The organism is Psychromonas sp. CNPT3, from assembly GCF_000153405.2.
Classification (GTDB): domain Bacteria; phylum Pseudomonadota; class Gammaproteobacteria; order Enterobacterales; family Psychromonadaceae; genus Psychromonas.
The window spans coordinates 448,315-465,925 of the sequence record NC_020802.1 but is presented as its reverse complement, the minus strand read 5'-3'; the positions used below and the strand labels follow the sequence as shown (position 1 = coordinate 465,925).

Here is a 17,611-nt window from a genome sequence, read left to right as displayed (position 1 = left end):
CCTTTTTTAAGAACGCGATTTAAGTGATTTAAAGCAGTTCATTATTTTGTAAAAAATTATCGCCACCTTGTTCAAACGCGTTTTTAAGTAATAGCGCCAAATCCGTATAACGAGGACGTTGCGTCATTACCCGATCTTTTTTATGCTGAGAATTTAACGCTTTATCAATCTCGGCATACCACATTAAGAGTTGTGAGGGTAAAAACGTTTGTGAGCGCTTACCCAACCAATATAAACCTTGTAATGGCATACTCAGTAAAAACAAAATAAACGTAACCGTCGTTTCAGGATGCATAGTAATAGGTAAAAACGAACTAAAAACAATACTTATCAATATGAAAACAGGCGTTATTTGCATCGCAAAACGCGTATAGAAAGTAACTTTACTATCGATAAAAAGGCAGTTCAACACTTTTTGTTGTGGCCAGATTTTTAAATAACCCAGTCCTTGTTTTAATATTTCAAAGAAAATATTCACGCGTACCTCCAGTCATTTATTTTTATACCATTTATCAACACTAGCAGATTTTACAATATTGTAAAAAATAAAAACACTGCAAAATTAATATTACATGGATCTTTGCATCTATTTCAAGCAAATCAGAAATCACTGTAACTTTATTACGAAAGATAATTTACAGCGGTTTTTTTGGGGCTTTTTTCTGTTTTTATAAGTAATTTACGCTGAAAATTGATTTAAAATAATATTTGTTCATTTGCCTTTGTAATTTTATTACAAAAGCGTAAAATTTCTTGCAGTATATAAAAAAGATTATTTATCTCGATTTCATCGGCAAATAATCTCTTTTATATGCCATGCATCAGCACTTTTTATGTACTGATTTTACCCTATTTAATTACTTATTGGAATTTTTTATGAGCAGTAAACTCGTTCTTGTTCTTAACTGTGGTAGCTCTTCTCTTAAATTTGCAGTCGTCAATGCCGTCAATGGTGAAAACCTTATCAGTGGCTTGGCTGAATGTTTTAACTTAGCCGATGCACGTATCAAATGGACAACACACGGAAAAAAAGACTCAACAAATCTTCCACCAATGAGCGCGCATTCTGAAGCCGTTGCCTATATCGTTGAACATATCATTAAAAAAGAAGGTAGCTTGGCGAGTCAGTTTGTTGCTATCGGCCACCGTATTGTTCACGGTGGTGAAAAATTCACGCACTCTGTACTCGTTGATGAAAATGTCATCAATAACATCGAAGAATGTATTTCACTTGCACCTTTACACAATCCTGCTCATGTTTTAGGTATTCGTGCGGCTCAAGCAGCCTTCCCTGAACTTCCTCAAGTTGTTGTATTTGATACAGCGTTCCATCAAAGTATGCCAGCTAAAGCCTTTATGTACGCGCTACCGTATGCACTTTATAAAGACAAAGGTATTCGTCGCTACGGCATGCATGGTACGAGTCACTTATTTATCACCCAAGAAGCTGCCATTGCACTTGATAAACCAATCTCAGAGCTGAATATCATCTCTGCCCATTTAGGTAACGGCGCCTCGGTTACCGCGATTAAAAATGGCCAATGTGTTGATACTAGTATGGGCATGACACCGCTTGCAGGCCTCGTAATGGGCACGCGCTGTGGCGACCTTGATCCAAGCATTATTGAACATTTAATTGCGCATGAAGGCTACACTATCGAACAAATCATGGATATTTTGCAAAAAGAAAGTGGTCTATTGGGTATTTCTGGGATTTCGAGTGATTTTAGAACCATTACTGAAGAGCATCTTAAAAACAACCCGAGAGCGACACTTGCTTTAGATATGTTTACTTATCGCTTAGCAAAATATATCGCCTCTTATGCAGTGCCTTTAGGGCGTATTGACGCGATTGTCTTTACCGGTGGTATCGGTGAGAACTCTGCTTTGGTTCGTCAAAAAGTATTAGAGCTTCTGTCTATTTTTTCCTACCACGTTGATGTTCAAAAGAATGAAACAACAATACTTGGTAAGTCAGGTATTATCAGCACGCCTGACAGCCCTATCGCAATGGTTATTCCAACCAATGAAGAATGGGTTATTGCAAAAGATGCTGTAGCACTTGTTGAACAATCAGCACCTGTTTGTGCTTGATTAATTTTTTTAAGGGAGTAAAACAGCTCCCTTATATTATCTAGATCTTAATTTTAAGGAATTATTATGTCCCGTACTATTATGCTCATTCCTATTGGCTCAGGCGTAGGTGTTACCTCCGTCAGTCTTGGAATGGTTCGCGCTATGGAACGTCAAGGTATCGCAGTTAACTTTTTCAAGCCAATTGCACAGCCTCGCCCTGGTGACACAGGCCCTGAACGCTCTACCGCAACGCTGCGTAATGCCTCTGTTCTTTGCCCGCCTGAACCTTTTGCAATGAAATATGCAGAAAACATGCTTTCATCAGGACGCAAATCAGATCTACTTGAAAATATTGTTGAGCGTTTCCGTCAAGGCACCAAAGACAATGATGTGATCATTGTTGAAGGTTTAGTACCGACTGATAAACATCAGTTTGCCAATGAAATTAACTACAGCATTGCTAAAGCATTAAACGCTGAAATGGTTTTTGTGACGCATCCAAGTAATGATTCTTCACAACAGCTAAAAGAGCGTATGGAAATTGCCGTTGATGCTTTTGGTGGTAAAAAGAATAAACGTATTGCGGGCTGTATTATCAATAAAGTCGGCGCACCGGTTGATGAACATGATAAAAGTCGTCCAGATCTTAGTGAAATGTTTGATATCCCAGAAGTAAATGCGCAAACAAATCTTGAAGTATTACAAATGTTCAGCAAGAGCCCATTACCTATTTTGGGTTGTATTCCTTGGAGCGCAGATCTTATTGCCCCACGCGTACAAGATTTAATACAATACTTAGATGCACAAGTGCTAAATAAAGGTGATGCTGCGCATCGACGCTTACATTCCGTTACTTTTTGCGCACGCTCAATTCCAAATATGCTAGAGCACTTTAAAGCGGGCTCAATGCTAGTGACTTCAGGCGATCGTAGTGATGTGATCATTGCTGCGTGTCTTGCTGTTATGAATGGTATGAAAATTGGTTGTTTACTGCTTACTGGTGATTACATGCCAGAAGACGAAGTGATGAAGCTTTGTGAACGCGCGATGGAAACAGGTTTACCTGTATTACTTATCAAAAGTAACACATGGAAAACGGCGCAACGCCTACAAAACTTCAACATGGAAATACCCGTTGACGATATAGAGCGTATTGAAAAAGTACAAGATTATATTGCTAGCCATATTGATAATCATTGGTTAAGTACATTGACCAATGATTCTACTTTGTCACGCCGTTTGTCTCCTCCTGCGTTCCGTTATCATTTAACTGAGCTTGCACGTCAAACTAGACAACGTATTGTATTGCCAGAAGGTACGGAGCCTCGCACCATTCAAGCTGCACTTATTTGTGCACAACGTGGCATTGCAACACCGGTTTTATTAGGCGATCCTAAAGAGATCCATCGCATTGCTTCACTACAGGGTATTGAATTAACAGATGATGTTGAAATCATTAACCCACTTGATGTGTTCGAAAACTACGTTGCACCTATGGTTGAACTACGTAAAGCGAAAGGCTTAACCGCCGTCGTTGCACGTGAACAATTACAAGATACCGTTGTATTAGGCACCATGATGTTAGCTGAAAATGAAGTGGCAGGTCTTGTATCTGGCGCTGTGCATACAACAGCAAATACTATCCGCCCAGCACTACAGCTTATCAAAACAGCACCGGGCGCAAGCTTAGTGTCATCAGTCTTCTTTATGTTACTACCTGATCAAGTTTTCGTTTATGGTGATTGTGCTATTAATCCCGATCCAACAGCCGATCAACTTGCTGATATCGCTATCCAATCAGCAGATTCTGCCATTGCTTTTGGTATTGAGCCTAAAGTTGCGATGATCAGTTACTCTACGGGTGACTCAGGTGCGGGATCAGATGTTGAAAAAGTACGTGAAGCAACTAAAATTGCACAACAACGTCGTCCAGACTTATTAATTGATGGTCCACTTCAATACGATGCGGCTGTGATGGAAAATGTTGCAAAAAGCAAAGCGCCTAACTCTAAAGTTGCGGGCCAAGCAACTGTATTTATCTTCCCAGATCTAAATACAGGTAACACGACTTATAAAGCAGTACAACGTAGTGCTGACTTAATAAGTATCGGTCCAATGTTGCAAGGTATGCGTAAACCTGTGAATGATTTATCACGTGGCGCATTAGTCGATGATATCGTTTATACGGTCGCGTTAACGGCTATTCAAGCAACACAATCACAACAACGTGATGCGGCTAAAAAATAGTAATACTTAGTAAAAAGCCCGTTAATGCGATGCATTAACGGGCTTTTTTATACTTTAAAAAGACTAAAGACTAAATACTACAAACTAATCAATAAACACTTCAAACTGCGCTCACTGTTAATATTGATAAAATGCGCTTCAGGCTCTATTCTTTTGATGATTTTTGCCTCGGGGCATTGCTCCGCAAGCGTGCGCTCTAAAAAAGCAAAATCTAAATCAGGAGAGTTTAAACACAATAAGGCAAGCCCGCCTGTATTTAATAATTCAGGTAGACGACGCATTATTTTAGGGTAATCACGCTCTATATTGATTGAGCCCTTTTGTAACGAAGGCGGATCCGCAATGACAATATCATAAGGTCCAAGACGTTTTAGTTTGCCCCAAGATTTAAAAAGATCATGACCCAAATATTTTACTTTACTCAAATCATGGCCATTTAAACGGTGGTTATCACGACCAACCGCCAAAGCCGCTTTACTCATGTCTAAATTAATAACGCGTTTTGCGCCCCCTTCTATCGCCACCGATGAAAAACCACAAGTGTACGAGAAAAGATTTAATATCGACTTATCTTGGGCATTTTCACGTAACCAATTTCGCCCATTTTTCATATCTAAAAATAAACCATAATTTTGATTACGGCCTAAGTTTAAAGTATATTTCAAGCCATTTTCAATACCGACAAGATCCTGTACTACCTCGCCCCACAAGAGTTGGGTCGGTGCATGATCTCGGCAGCGATATTGCACTTGTATACTTTTCACCCCAAAGTTAATACTTTGCATTTTATGTAAAAGCTGGGTACTCAGTAAGGTCAGATCGTCAAGGCTCTCTTCTTTATAAAGAATAATTAAGATCACCGGAGACAACCACTCAATATTGATATGGCTGGTCTCTAAATGTTGAAATCCTCGCCCATGGTAAAGGCGTTGCAATTCATTTTCTGGTAATTGAGCAATACGTTCCCAATTAATCTTTTCTAATAATTTCATCGTTACAGGCACTCTTTTCTTCTTTTATTAATTCATCAATTTCTTCATCTGAGCTGAGTAATATAGCAAACCAAGCCCCCTCTTTACTATTTTCTAAGGCAATTTTACAGATCATGGTTAAAGGCACCGACAATAACATGCCCACCATACCTAATAACCACCCCCAAAAAATTAAAGATAAAAACACCACCAATGTAGAAAGCCCTAAGCTACGCCCCATGTATTTAGGCTCAACCATGTTACCCATGATCATATTGACCGCCACAAACAGACCGATAACAATCGATGCCGAGCCCATACCTAATTGTAAAAAGGTTAATATCACCGTAGGCACTGCGGCCAAAATAGAGCCTATGTTGGGAATGTAATTTAATAAAAAAACCAATAAAGCCCAGAGCACAAAAAAATCAACGTTCATGATCCATAAAACAAAGCCAATAATAAGCCCCGTTGCCAGACTAATTAATGTTTTTATGGCCATATAGCGGTTAACCATATTTAAAAAGCGTTGCATGCGTTTTTCTTTACCAATGGGATCATCAAAGGCGATATGCAATTTTTTACTAAAGCCTTCTCCTTCAACCAACATAAACACAACGGTCAATAACAATAAAAAGATATTACCTAACATACTACTAAAGCCACTGAGAGTTGCCGTCACTAGGGTCATCACTTTAGCCGGATTAAAATAAGATTGAATTTCAAACTTATTTATTTCAATGTGATGTTCCCCCATCCACTGCACTGCCCAACTCAGTTGCGTCGACAGTTGCGCTTCATACGAAGGCAATGCTTGTCTAAATTCATTCACCGAACTACCTATAACCCCCCCTAAACCAATAAAGAGAAAAAAGATAAAGCCAATAATTAAGGTGATAGCAAAACCTCTTGGAATGCGATATCGCTCTAAAAAGTTAACCGCCGGATTACAAATAATGGCAATAAATAACGCCAGTAAAAAAGGCACCACAATAGGGGCTGCAATTTTAATACCCGCAAGCGCAATAACAAGAGAGGCGCAGCACAATAGTGAGCGCGCCAATGTAGATACATTTTGCATAAAAACCCATTAATAAAAATTAACCAAATAAGATAACTTAATATAGCAGGCAAATCGGCACTAATAAATACGTTATACCAAAGGAATTAATTAAGTTTTCATGTATTGCGTAGGAAAAATTAACACTAGCAAGGCGTGGGTTGTAGGAGAGTGTTGTTCTCACTTCAAAGCTCACAACGCAGGGTGGGATAATTTCAACAAGCAAGACGGGTAACCTTTTTAGTTCCTTTGGCATTATTAACTTGTTCAATTTGTATACAAAAAATCAACGCGGGCGTATATTGGAAGCAGATCTTAAATAGAATAAAAAATACGTGATAAATAAACAAAATGGCAATTTATCAGCATGATATAAAGATTTAAGCATTATGTTGTAACTTACTTACAACATGATCTCGATCAAGATCTCATAAATGCAAATTCCTATACTAAGTATGAAAGTTTTTTACTAAGGTCGATGAATTAAAAATCATCAAAATTTTATTAAAACATTTTTAAACTTTATAATTTTATACACTTTTGGAGAAATATATGACGGTAAGCACAGTTGCAGAGCTAGAAGCTCTGATCAGCCGAGTAAAGGCTGCTCAGGAAGAATATTCTACTTTTTCACAAGAAAAAGTAGATGAAATATTCCGTATGGCAGCACTTAAAGTATCAACACACCGTATCGAACTTGCTAAAATGGCCGTAGAAGAAACGGGCATGGGCATCATGGAAGATAAAGTAATTAAAAACCACTTTGCTTCTGAGTTCATTTATAGCAAATATGCAACCACAAAAACATGTGACGAAGTCTCTCGTAATGATGAATTAGGTACGGTAACGCTTTCTGAGCCGATGGGAATTATTTGTGCAATCATTCCGACCACAAACCCAACTTCAACCGCTATCTTTAAAACATTAATGGCACTTAAAACGCGTAATGCTTGTATTATTGCACCGCATCCACGTGCTAAAAAATGTACTAACTACGCAGCTCAAATCGTATTAGAAGCAGCGGTTAAAGCCGGCGCGCCGAAAGATATTATTGGTTGGATTGATGTACCCTCGTTAGAACTAACTAACACTATCATGAAACATAAAGACACAGCGGTTATCCTTGCGACGGGTGGCCCTGGTATGGTTAAAGCAGCTTACTCATCAGGTAACCCTGCTATCGGTGTAGGCGCAGGTAACACACCTGTTGTTATCGATGAAACAGCAGATCTAAAACGTGCGGTTTCTTCTATATTAATGTCAAAAACATTTGATAACGGTATGATCTGTGCTTCAGAGCAGGCTGTCATTGTTGTTGAATCTCAATACGATGCATTTAAAGCGCGCTTAGAAGAATACGGCGCAGTTATCCTTAATAAGAAAGATGCAGATAAAGTCGCGAACATCATGTTTATTGATGGTGCACTTAACGCGAAAATTGTAGGCCAAACAGCCTATACGATTGCAAAACTTGCTGGTGTTAAAGTGCCTACTTCCGCTAAAATTCTAGTGGGCGAAGGCGATGAAGTGACCGTTGAAAATATGTTTGCACATGAAAAACTATCTCCAACTTTAGGCCTATTTAAAGCAAGAGACTATGATCACGCAGTGATCCAAGCACAGCTTGTACTCGATATAGGTGGTGTAGGTCATACAGCGGCGCTTTACACAGATCAAGATGCAAACTCTAAACGTGTTGATGCGTTTGGTGTTGCAATGAAAGCATGTCGTATTCTTATTAACTCTCCTACTTCTCATGGTGGTATTGGTGACCTGTATAACTTCGGTTTTGCTCCGTCATTAACGCTAGGTTGTGGCTCACACAGTGGTAACGCTGTCTCTGAAAACGTTGGCCCACAACATTTATTGAATACTAAAACCATTGCGAAGCGAGCTGAAAATATGTTATGGCATAAACTACCTAAATCAATCTACTTCCGTCGTGGCTGTTTACCGATTGCGATGACTGACTTAGCAGACAAAAAACGTGCAATGATCGTAACGGATGGTTTCTTATTCGCTAATGGTTATGTTGACAGTCTTGTTGAGATTTTAAAAGCGCAAGGTACACACGTTGAAGTATTCCACCAAGTAGAAGCTGATCCAACGCTTTCTATCATCAAAAAAGGTGCTGCCGCATTAAATGCATTTAATCCTGATGTTATTCTTGCAGTAGGTGGTGGCTCTCCAATGGATGCAGCGAAAATCATGTGGGTTCTTTATGAGCATCCTGAAACAAACTTTGAAGATTTAGCAATGCGCTTTATGGATATCCGTAAACGTATTTACAAATTCCCTAAAATGGGTATTAAAGCGGATCTTGTTTGTATTACAACAACGTCAGGTACCGGTTCAGAAGTAACGCCATTTGCCGTAGTAACGGATGATGAAACAGGTAAAAAATACCCTCTTGCAGATTATGAACTAACACCAACAATGGCTGTTATTGATGCAAACTTAGTCATGGATATGCCTAAATCACTTTGTGCATTTGGTGGTTATGATGCCGTTACTCATGCAATCGAAGCTTATGTTTCAATTCTTGCAAATGAATATTCTGATGGCCAAGCATTACAAGCCCTTAAATTATTAAAAGAATTTTTACCAAGCTCTTACCACAACGGTAAAAACGATGCAGTTGCACGTGAGAAAGTGCACAATGCAGCAACAATTGCCGGAATGGCCTTTGCACAATCATTCCTAGGTGTGTGTCACTCTATGGCGCATAAATTGGGTAACCAATTCCATATTCCACATGGCTTAGCAAACGCATTGTTATTGACTAACACTATTCGTTACAACGCAACAAACAAACCAACTAAGCAAGGTACGTTCTCTCAGTATGACCGTCCGAAAGCACGTGCGCGTTATGCAGAAATCGCAATCCACCTTGGCTTCTATGAAGGTAATACTGAAGATAAAATCAACAGTCTATTAACTTGGTTAGAAGAGCTTAAAGTTGAATTAAACATTCCACTTTCAATTCGTGATGCTGGCGTTAATGAAGCTGATTTCTTAGCCGCACTTGATGATCTTGCAGAACAAGCGTTTGATGACCAATGTACTGGCGCAAATCCTCGTTACCCATTAATTGCAGAGCTTAAAGAAGTGTTACTTGCATCTTATTACGGTACGCCATACGTTGACGTTATGGATGCACCAGTTGCAAGCGTAAAAGAAGAAAAAAAAGCAGATAAAAAAGCGAAATAATCTTTTTTAAATGCACCAAGAAGCCCGCTTTATGCGGGCTTTTTATTGTCTAATGACTTATAAATAACGACTCTATTCATGCATTAATTGTTGATCACCCTGCTTTTGGCGTAAAACACTTGCAAATATAAATGGGATCGTTATAAAGAAAGCTCTCTTATCTTTTATTAATGGTGTTATATCTTGCGGACTAATTTAATCACTCCTGAAGGCTTTAAAACGCTGCAAACAGAGTTAGAACACCTATGGCGCGAATATCGCCCAGAAATAACTCGTAAGGTTACCTGGGCCGCCAGTTTAGGTGACCGATCTGACAATGCAGACTACAAAGAAAATAAACGGATTTTACGGCAAATAGATTCACGTATTCGTTTTTTAACAAAACGCCTACAACAAGTCAGCATTATTAGCCCCTCAAAACAGCAAGCTAATAAAGTGTTTTTTGGTGCGAAGCTCAGTATCGAAAATGATGAAGGTGAAATAAAAAACTTTAAAATAGTCGGTCCCGATGAAATTTATCAACGAGGCACGTTACAAACACGTAAAGATTATATTTCGATTGATAGCCCAATGGCGCGGGCGTTATTAAAATTAGAAGTGGATGATGAAGCGCAAGTTAAGACGCCAACAGGCATACAAACTTGGTATATCCTAACAATAGATTATGACTTTTAAATTTACATAAATAACAATTTAGCGCAATTTATCGACGTGTTGATCGATCAAAATAGGATTTCCATCGGGATCGATAATAATAAAATCGGCAGGTCCCGTAGAATTTTCATCGACTTCTGTCTCAAATTTAATGGCGCGTGATTTAAGTGTTTTTTGCAGTTCACGGATATCAACAAAATCATCAAGTGGCGTACAGTCTTCATCCCAACCGGGATTAAACGTCATCACGTTTTTTTCAAACATCGCATTAAACAAGCCAATCGTATGCTTGCCATTACGCATTATTAACCAATGTTTATCCGCATCTCCACCAATCACTTTAAAATCTAATCGCTCGTAAAATGATTTTGATTTCTGCAGATTTTTAACGCTTAAACTGATTGAAAAAGCCCCTAATTTCATGCATTTCTCTTTTGGTTTATATAAAATTAATTTGGAAGCCCACCTTATAGCAACGATATTCTTAAATAAGAGGGCTTCCAATAAACACTAAGGTAATTCTTTTAGGTTTATTTTGTATTGCTCATATTGCGCAAGCACTTCGTCTCCTGGCTTTTTAGTCAGTAGACTTGCAGCCACAATAGCGATACAGGCAAAAATGATCCCAGGGACAATTTCATATAACTCAAAAATACCCCCACTTAGTTGTTTCCAGATGACGATAGAGATGCCACCGACTAAGATACCGGCAATTGCGCCCTGACGGTTCATACGTTTCCAGTATAGGCTAAATATTAATACCGGCCCAAACGCGGCCCCAAATCCAGCCCAAGCATAAGAAACGAGCCCTAATACGGAGCTATCAGGATCCATCGCTAAGAACAGTGCAATTAACGATAAAATAACCACGCCAATACGCCCTACCATCACCACCTCTTCCGAGCTTGCACTTGGTTTGAAGATGTTTTTATAAAAATCTTCTGCTAATGCAGAGGATGAAACCAACAATTGTGAATCAGCCGTGCTCATAATAGCAGCCAAAATTGCAGCTAATAAAATGCCGGCAATTAATGGATGGAAAATCGCATTTACTAACAGCATAAAGATTTTTTCACCATCGGCCAGTACTAACGTTGGGTGGCCCTGTACATACAATAAACCGACCAAGCCAACTAACAAGGCGCCTGCCATTGATAATGCAGTCCAAATAACGGCAATGCGTCGCGCTTTGACTAAATCTGCATTACTGCGTGTCGCTTTAAAACGCGCAAGAATATGGGGTTGTCCAAAATACCCTAGGCCCCATGCAGATAACGAAATGATGGCAATCGCCGATAAAGGCTCACCATCCATGCCAATCCACAAGCTTAATAAATTAGGATCAAGTGCGTTTAAATCGAATGTTAACTGTGTGAATCCACCTTGCATGGCGGCTATCGGCACAATCATTAAGGCCGCTGACATCAATAATCCTTGAACGAGATCCGTCCATGAAACAGCTAAGAACCCTCCAAACAAAGTGTAAGAAACCACACACGCAGCACCGATAAACACAGCAACACGATAATCAAGACCAAAAACGGTTTCAAATAACTTGCCACCTGCTACAAGACCGGAGCTGGTATAAAAAAGAAAAAACATAAGAATAAAAAAAGCTGCAATGCTTTGGATCACTTTGGAATTATCATTAAAACGTCGTGATAAATATTCGGGTAAAGTCAGCGCATTATTCGTCGTGATGCTATACGTTCTTAAACGTTTGGCACAAATAAGCCAGTTCAGCCAAGTACCAATTAATAAGCCACCAGCAAGCCAAAAAGACTCGATCCCAGCAGCATAGGCATACCCAGGCAAACCTAACAATAGCCAGCCACTCATATCAGATGCACCCGCGGAAAGCGCAGCAGGCCAAGGCCCGAGTGTTCGCCCGCCTAAAAAGTAATCCTCTGAGTTCTTCGTTCGCTTATATGCATATAAACCTATCCACAACATCGCTATTAAATAAGTAATGAATGTTGCCGTAATTGCAAAATTGTTCTCTATCATATGTCTCTCCGTTTTATTTCTCTACTGCAGATAATAAACATAAGTGTGTCATTCAAAAAACACACCGATGATATATAGATAAAGATATATTGAAGCCTATGCTCAATAGCGCTTCAATATATTCCCATATTTATTAATTACGCGCTTTTCGGTTTTTCTTTAACAAATCTGTAAATTAAACATGCAGCCACATGTGAAATTTTTGCTTATAGCAAAGGAATTATAGGTCGCCACAACCTAGCTCAAGCAAGGTTGCATTGCCTCCCACGGCAGTCACATTAATCGTACGCACTTTCTCTGTAATGTAGCGCAGAATAAAGTGACTATCGGTTAAGGTCGTTAATTTTTCTAAATCAGTTTCGGCGACAAGCTGTGCAAGTAAACCCGGGCTAGCTGCAAGCTTTCGATTAATGGCAATACATTCTTGCTCATTACCGACATAGGCAACACCTGCAAGCACCGCGTCCTGCATTAATTCATCACTTATTGCAGGGGTGCTTATCTGCACCACCGCACTAGGCACTCCCGCTAATAACAACGCGTTTAATAATTTATCCGCCATTGCTTGGTGCGTTTTAGGTAAGCATAAAAGCAGGCAGTTGCCGGTCACTAGTGCCGCGCTTATCTGCGCTACTAATCCACAAAAAGAAGCCTCTACACTCATTCGTACAACAAACAAACCACGTCCCGTTGTGTATAACACATTGCTTTCACCTGTCGGTCCGGGCATATTTTGCTCTGTCGCTATCAAACTTAAAGCCTGCTTGATTTGGTACAACACCATTTTAGTACATACGAAACCCAGTTCGGGATCTTCTGCCAGTTCGAAGGCCCATTTTTTTAGAATATCTGCGCGCGCAGTGACGCCCACCGCATTCCACATTTCCCATTTATCTTGAGCTGACTCAACCATGTTTTTCGTGTGCAAATTCATACTCGGCTCTCCTGTGTTTGAGAAATCATAGTTTGCGGATCTAAAATCCATTGCTTAGTAAAACGATAAAGATAACGAGGCCCACCCGCTTTTGGCCCTGTTCCTGATAAGCCTTGCCCACCAAAAGGTTGTACCCCAACAGCGGCCCCAATTTGATCGCGATTAATGTAACAATTACCCACTCGCGCTTTTGCTTCAATACACTGATAGCTTGCTTCATTACGACTATGTATGCCCAAGGTTAGTCCAAATTCACTGTCATTGATTTGCTTAACGACTTGCTCTAATTGCTCTGCGCGGTAGCGAATAACATGTAAAATCGGCCCAAATTGTTCACTCTCTAAGTTGTCTAGCGCGTTTATCTCAAACATTGTCGGGGCAACAAAGTGACCTTGTGCGCAACTTGCGTCTAATTCGCAGTGTGCCAGTAACTGATACTTATCCGTCATGTATTGAATATGCGCCTCTAACTTCGTTTTGGCTTGTTCATCAATCACCGGTCCTACATCGGTGCTGTGCAAATAAGGCACCCCGATTTTCAACTCTGCCATTGCGCCTTTGATAAGCGTCAACACTCTATCTGCGATATCTTCTTGTATAAATAAAACGCGTAGCGCGGAGCAGCGCTGCCCAGCAGCCGAAAATGCAGAGTTAACAACATCTCGCGCAACCTGCTCAGGTAGTGCTGTACTGTCGACTATCATGGCATTAAGACCGCCTGTCTCTGCAATAAAGGGCACAGGTAACGTGTCACGACTTGCTAGAGTGCGATTAATTAATTGCGCTGTTGGCGTTGATCCTGTGAACACAACACCTTGGATGCGTGCATCTTTGGTTAGTTGCGATCCCACATCTTTTCCCGTTCCCGGTAATAGATGAATTGCTTCTTCAGGAAATCCTGCGCTGAGCATCAACTCAACGGTGCGCGCTGCTATTAATGAGGTTTGCTCGGCAGGTTTAGCAATCACGGTATTACCGCTCACTAAAGCGGCCCCTACTTGACCAATAAAGATAGCAAGCGGGAAATTCCACGGGCTAATACACACAAAGACACCTCGGCCTTGGCGCGTAATGTTGCGACTGATTTCATCAAAACCAATTTGGGTGTGCACCGCAGAAAGATGCTCATTCGCTTGATGCGCGTAGTAACGACAAAAATCGATCGCTTCACGCACTTCATCAATACTATCGTGCAGTGTTTTACCCGCCTCTAAATGACATAACGCGACCAACTCTGGCATGTTACTCTCGAGTAAATCGGCTAAGACATTCAATTTCTTAGCGCGAATAGTAACGGGGGTAGCGCTCCATATTGGATAGAAATCAGTGGCAGCTTGCAATGCTTCGGACACCAGTTCAGGAGATGAAAAGAGTACCGAGCCCACATGTATATTTTTATCGTAAGGTGCATTTACTTGCTGTAATAATTGCACATCATTAGATGTTTGACTGGCATAGTGACGCTCACCATTCACAATGGCTCCCCCTACCCAAGTGCGGTGCATATGTGTGTTTAAAAGGGTTTCAAACGGTAAGCATTCACTTTCGATATCAACATTAATGCTAGATGAATTTTTACGCTCTGCAAAAATATAAGGCGGTAAAGGGATCAATCCATTATGTAACGTAGAGCGTTTTTCTAATGTATCCACGGGATGCTCTGTTAATTCATCAACCGGGCAATTAGCATCTACTAAGCGATGCACGAAAGAACTATTCGCCCCATTTTCTAGCAGACGTCGCACCAGATAAGGTAAAAGATCTTGATGGCTACCTACCGGTGCATAAATACGTAAATTATCCGCAAACATATCTAGAGCATGGCGATAAAGGGACTCTCCCATTCCATGCAAACGCTGAAATTCATAATGAGGGTGCGTTGACATAACTGCAATAGCACTAATTGTCTGTGCATTATGACTGGCAAATTGAGGGTAAATAAGCCCCTGTATATGTTTAGCTAATAAGAAGCGCGCACAAGCAAGATAAGACACGTCAGTTGCTTCTTTACGGGTATAGACGGGATAGGCTGCGTAACCTTTTTGTTGTGATAATTTTAATTCACTGTCCCAATAGGCGCCTTTAACAAGACGTAGGGGGATCCTATCACCTTGTGATTTAGCTAATGCAGCCAACCATACAAGAACAGGTAAAGCCCGTTTCATGTAAGCCTGTACCACTAAGCCTAATTTCCCCCAACCTTGTGCTTCTTCACTTCTATATAATTTTTCAAATAACACCAGTGATAACTCTAATCTATCTGCTTCTTCTGCATCAATGGTTAAACCAACATTGAGCGAGCGCGCAAGCTTAATTAAACGGATCACCGTATTATACATCTCATTTAATACGCGATCTTTTTGTGCCACTTCGTAACGAGGGTGTAATGCGGATAATTTAATAGAGACTGTTGCCTCTGTTTTTGAAGCACCCTCTAAATTATTTTGCACACCGACAGACTCAATGGCTTGCACGTAAGATTTAAAGTATTTTTTCGCATCTTCAGAGGTTAATGCAGATTCACCGAGCATATCATAAGAATAATTGATGCCTTGATCGGTAAAGTTTTTACCATTTTTTTGGGCTTCTTTAATACTACGCCCCAACACAAACTGGTAACCCATTATTTTCATCGCTTGATTCATCGCGTTACGAATAACAGGCTCTGAAGCTCGATTCACTAAACGACTGATCATGCTTGCGGGTGAGCCGTCTTTACGCACATCCATGCTGACGACTTTACCGGTCAATAATAATCCCCAAGTCGATGCATTAACAAAAACAGAATCAGAATTTTTAAGGTGGGACTTCCAATCGGCAACGCTCAGTTTATCTCGGATCAATGCATCCGCCGTCGCAATATCAGGGATGCGCATCAAGGCTTCTGCAAGGCACATTAATAAGACCCCTTCTTTACTGTCGAGACTGTACTCCAGTAATAAGGCATCAATCATTTGCACGGATTTTTTATCCGCACGTACGCGCCGGATCAGTTCACTTGCATTATCAGCAATATGCTTTTTTTCTAAAGCCGTCGCGCTCGCCATGGGTAACAGTTCTTTTAACCAAAGTGCTTCATCAACCATATATAAAGGTGAGATCAATGACCATAGTTCCTCTATTGGCCGCTCTATAAAATCTTCAGACAACGTATCGTTAGCACAAAAATGTAGATTAGTACTCATAACTTCTCCTTGTGATCTCGCCTTTATAAAAATAAAATGTGATCGTTTTTTAAAAGAACTAATATATTTTAGGTTAAATATCAATAAATTCGAACTCTATCATGTAGATAAGAGCCGATAATAAATCTATAGATGACAGATTAAAATGTTGAAAAAACGATGTGTTAAAATAGAAATACACAGTTTCATTTAACAAATTCGCAACAACTCAGTTAAATAGTAAATGGTTTGTGACGCCCTTTATTACCCCTTACTTTAAGTACGGGTAAGGGTGCGGGGTGAACGCTGTTTAATACTTAAGCAAGTGGATGTTACGTAGTTTTTTCTTTTAAGTATGACACTGTCATAAATTTGTTAAAATATAATAATAGATCAGCGGGATGTTTCTATACGATCTCTATTAAAAAATGCGACACCTTTATCAAAAACACCCATTTATATGCTTAAATTGCATGATCTCGCATAAAAAACAAAAAAATAAACAGCCTTTCTTTTAAAAAAAACAAAAAAAACTCGCTGACATAAACTATTCAAGCCAACAAAAGAGGTGATTAAGATGCTAACAACAGATAAAAAAATCTATTGCGAAGAAAAAATAACGGCAATTGATTTTGTAAAAGGCAGTCTTGAAGATAAAGAATTTGATAACTGTATTTTTGAAAATTGTAATTTTAGCGACGCCACCTTTAAGCACTGTCACTTTAATGATTGTGAGTTTATCAACTGCAATATGAGCATGCTTAATATCGAGTACAGTAAATTCATTGATGTTGCATTCGTTGGTTGTAAATTAATTGGCATTAACTGGAGCAGAGTCGCTTGGCCTCTATTTATTTTTAATAGCCCCATTAAATTTTATCAATGCATTCTCAATGACAGCTCGTTCCATGCTTTAATTCTGCCAGAAATAATTATTGAAGAGTGTAGTGTGCAATACGTAGATTTTAGAGAAGCGGATTTGAATAATGCCAACTTTACGAACTCCGATTTTAATGGCAGTTTATTTAATAAAACAATACTAAACAGAGCTGACTTTACCGATGCCGTCAATTATCAGATAAATATATTACAAAACGAGGTGACTAAAGCCAAGTTTAGCCGCTTTGAAGCTTTAAACTTACTGCATAGCCTAGATATTGAATTAGTGGATTAAAACGTTCCCTCTCCCCTCTTTTATCGAGATAATAATTCAGTTAATTCTTATCTCGTGTCGACTTAATAAAAATACGCGTCCAGCCACTATAGCGGACGTTTATTTTTTATTTTA

At 39.6% G+C, this 17,611-nt stretch carries 12 protein-coding genes; 5 read left to right on the top strand and 7 right to left on the bottom strand.

All coding sequences use genetic code 11. The features are described from left to right. Nucleotides 1-28: 28 nt before the first annotated feature. Nucleotides 29-478 (bottom strand): terminus macrodomain insulation protein YfbV, encoded by a 450-nt coding sequence (gene yfbV, locus PCNPT3_RS02095; protein WP_015464217.1) that lies wholly within the window; start codon nt 476-478, stop codon nt 29-31. Nucleotides 479-876: 398 nt separating this feature from the next. On the opposite strand from yfbV, the gene PCNPT3_RS02090 reads away from it, so the two are divergent. Continuing rightward, nucleotides 877-2,094, top strand: a complete 1,218-nt coding sequence (locus PCNPT3_RS02090) for an acetate kinase (protein ID WP_015464216.1) — start codon at nt 877-879, stop codon at nt 2,092-2,094. A gap of 66 nt (nt 2,095-2,160) precedes the next feature. After that, nucleotides 2,161-4,323 (top strand): phosphate acetyltransferase, encoded by a 2,163-nt coding sequence (gene pta, locus PCNPT3_RS02085; RefSeq protein WP_015464215.1) that lies wholly within the window; start codon nt 2,161-2,163, stop codon nt 4,321-4,323. A gap of 77 nt (nt 4,324-4,400) precedes the next feature. On the opposite strand, the gene PCNPT3_RS02080 is transcribed toward pta, so the two are convergent. Further along, complete coding sequence (locus tag PCNPT3_RS02080) at nt 4,401-5,315, bottom strand: class I SAM-dependent methyltransferase (RefSeq protein ID WP_015464214.1); 915 nt, start codon at nt 5,313-5,315, stop codon at nt 4,401-4,403. Beyond that, entirely contained in the window at nt 5,293-6,375 is a 1,083-nt protein-coding gene (locus PCNPT3_RS02075; RefSeq protein ID WP_015464213.1) for an AI-2E family transporter, read from the bottom strand. Before PCNPT3_RS02075 ends, PCNPT3_RS02080 begins: the two co-directional genes overlap by 23 nt. A gap of 531 nt (nt 6,376-6,906) precedes the next feature. Here PCNPT3_RS02075 and adhE point away from each other — a divergent pair. Further along, nucleotides 6,907-9,564 carry a bifunctional acetaldehyde-CoA/alcohol dehydrogenase gene (gene adhE / locus PCNPT3_RS02070; protein ID WP_015464212.1) on the top strand — a complete coding sequence of 886 codons (2,658 nt, stop codon included), beginning with the start codon at nt 6,907-6,909 and terminating at the stop codon, nt 9,562-9,564. Nucleotides 9,565-9,747: 183 nt separating this feature from the next. Continuing rightward, nucleotides 9,748-10,239: a transcription elongation factor GreB gene (greB, locus tag PCNPT3_RS02065; protein ID WP_015464211.1), complete on the top strand. Its 492-nt coding sequence runs from the start codon at nt 9,748-9,750 to the stop codon at nt 10,237-10,239. Nucleotides 10,240-10,257: 18 nt separating this feature from the next. Here greB and PCNPT3_RS02060 read toward each other — a convergent pair whose 3' ends face one another. The 4 genes from PCNPT3_RS02060 to putA all read right to left on the bottom strand — a co-directional run bounded on the left by PCNPT3_RS02060 (nt 10,258) and on the right by putA (nt 16,344). Beyond that, complete coding sequence (locus PCNPT3_RS02060; protein ID WP_015464210.1) at nt 10,258-10,641, bottom strand: VOC family protein; 384 nt, start codon at nt 10,639-10,641, stop codon at nt 10,258-10,260. Nucleotides 10,642-10,728: 87 nt separating this feature from the next. Continuing rightward, nucleotides 10,729-12,225, bottom strand: coding sequence for a sodium/proline symporter PutP (putP, locus tag PCNPT3_RS02055; RefSeq protein ID WP_015464209.1), 1,497 nt, complete (start codon nt 12,223-12,225; stop codon nt 10,729-10,731). Nucleotides 12,226-12,445: 220 nt separating this feature from the next. Further along, complete coding sequence (locus PCNPT3_RS02050; RefSeq protein WP_015464208.1) at nt 12,446-13,159, bottom strand: hypothetical protein; 714 nt, start codon at nt 13,157-13,159, stop codon at nt 12,446-12,448. Then, nucleotides 13,156-16,344, bottom strand: coding sequence for a bifunctional proline dehydrogenase/L-glutamate gamma-semialdehyde dehydrogenase PutA (gene putA, locus PCNPT3_RS02045; protein WP_015464207.1), 3,189 nt, complete (start codon nt 16,342-16,344; stop codon nt 13,156-13,158). Before putA ends, PCNPT3_RS02050 begins: the two co-directional genes overlap by 4 nt. A gap of 556 nt (nt 16,345-16,900) precedes the next feature. Here putA and PCNPT3_RS02040 point away from each other — a divergent pair. Further along, on the top strand, nt 16,901-17,497 hold the full coding sequence (locus tag PCNPT3_RS02040; protein WP_015464206.1) for a pentapeptide repeat-containing protein: 597 nt from the start codon (nt 16,901-16,903) through the stop codon (nt 17,495-17,497). Nucleotides 17,498-17,611 lie beyond the last annotated feature (114 nt).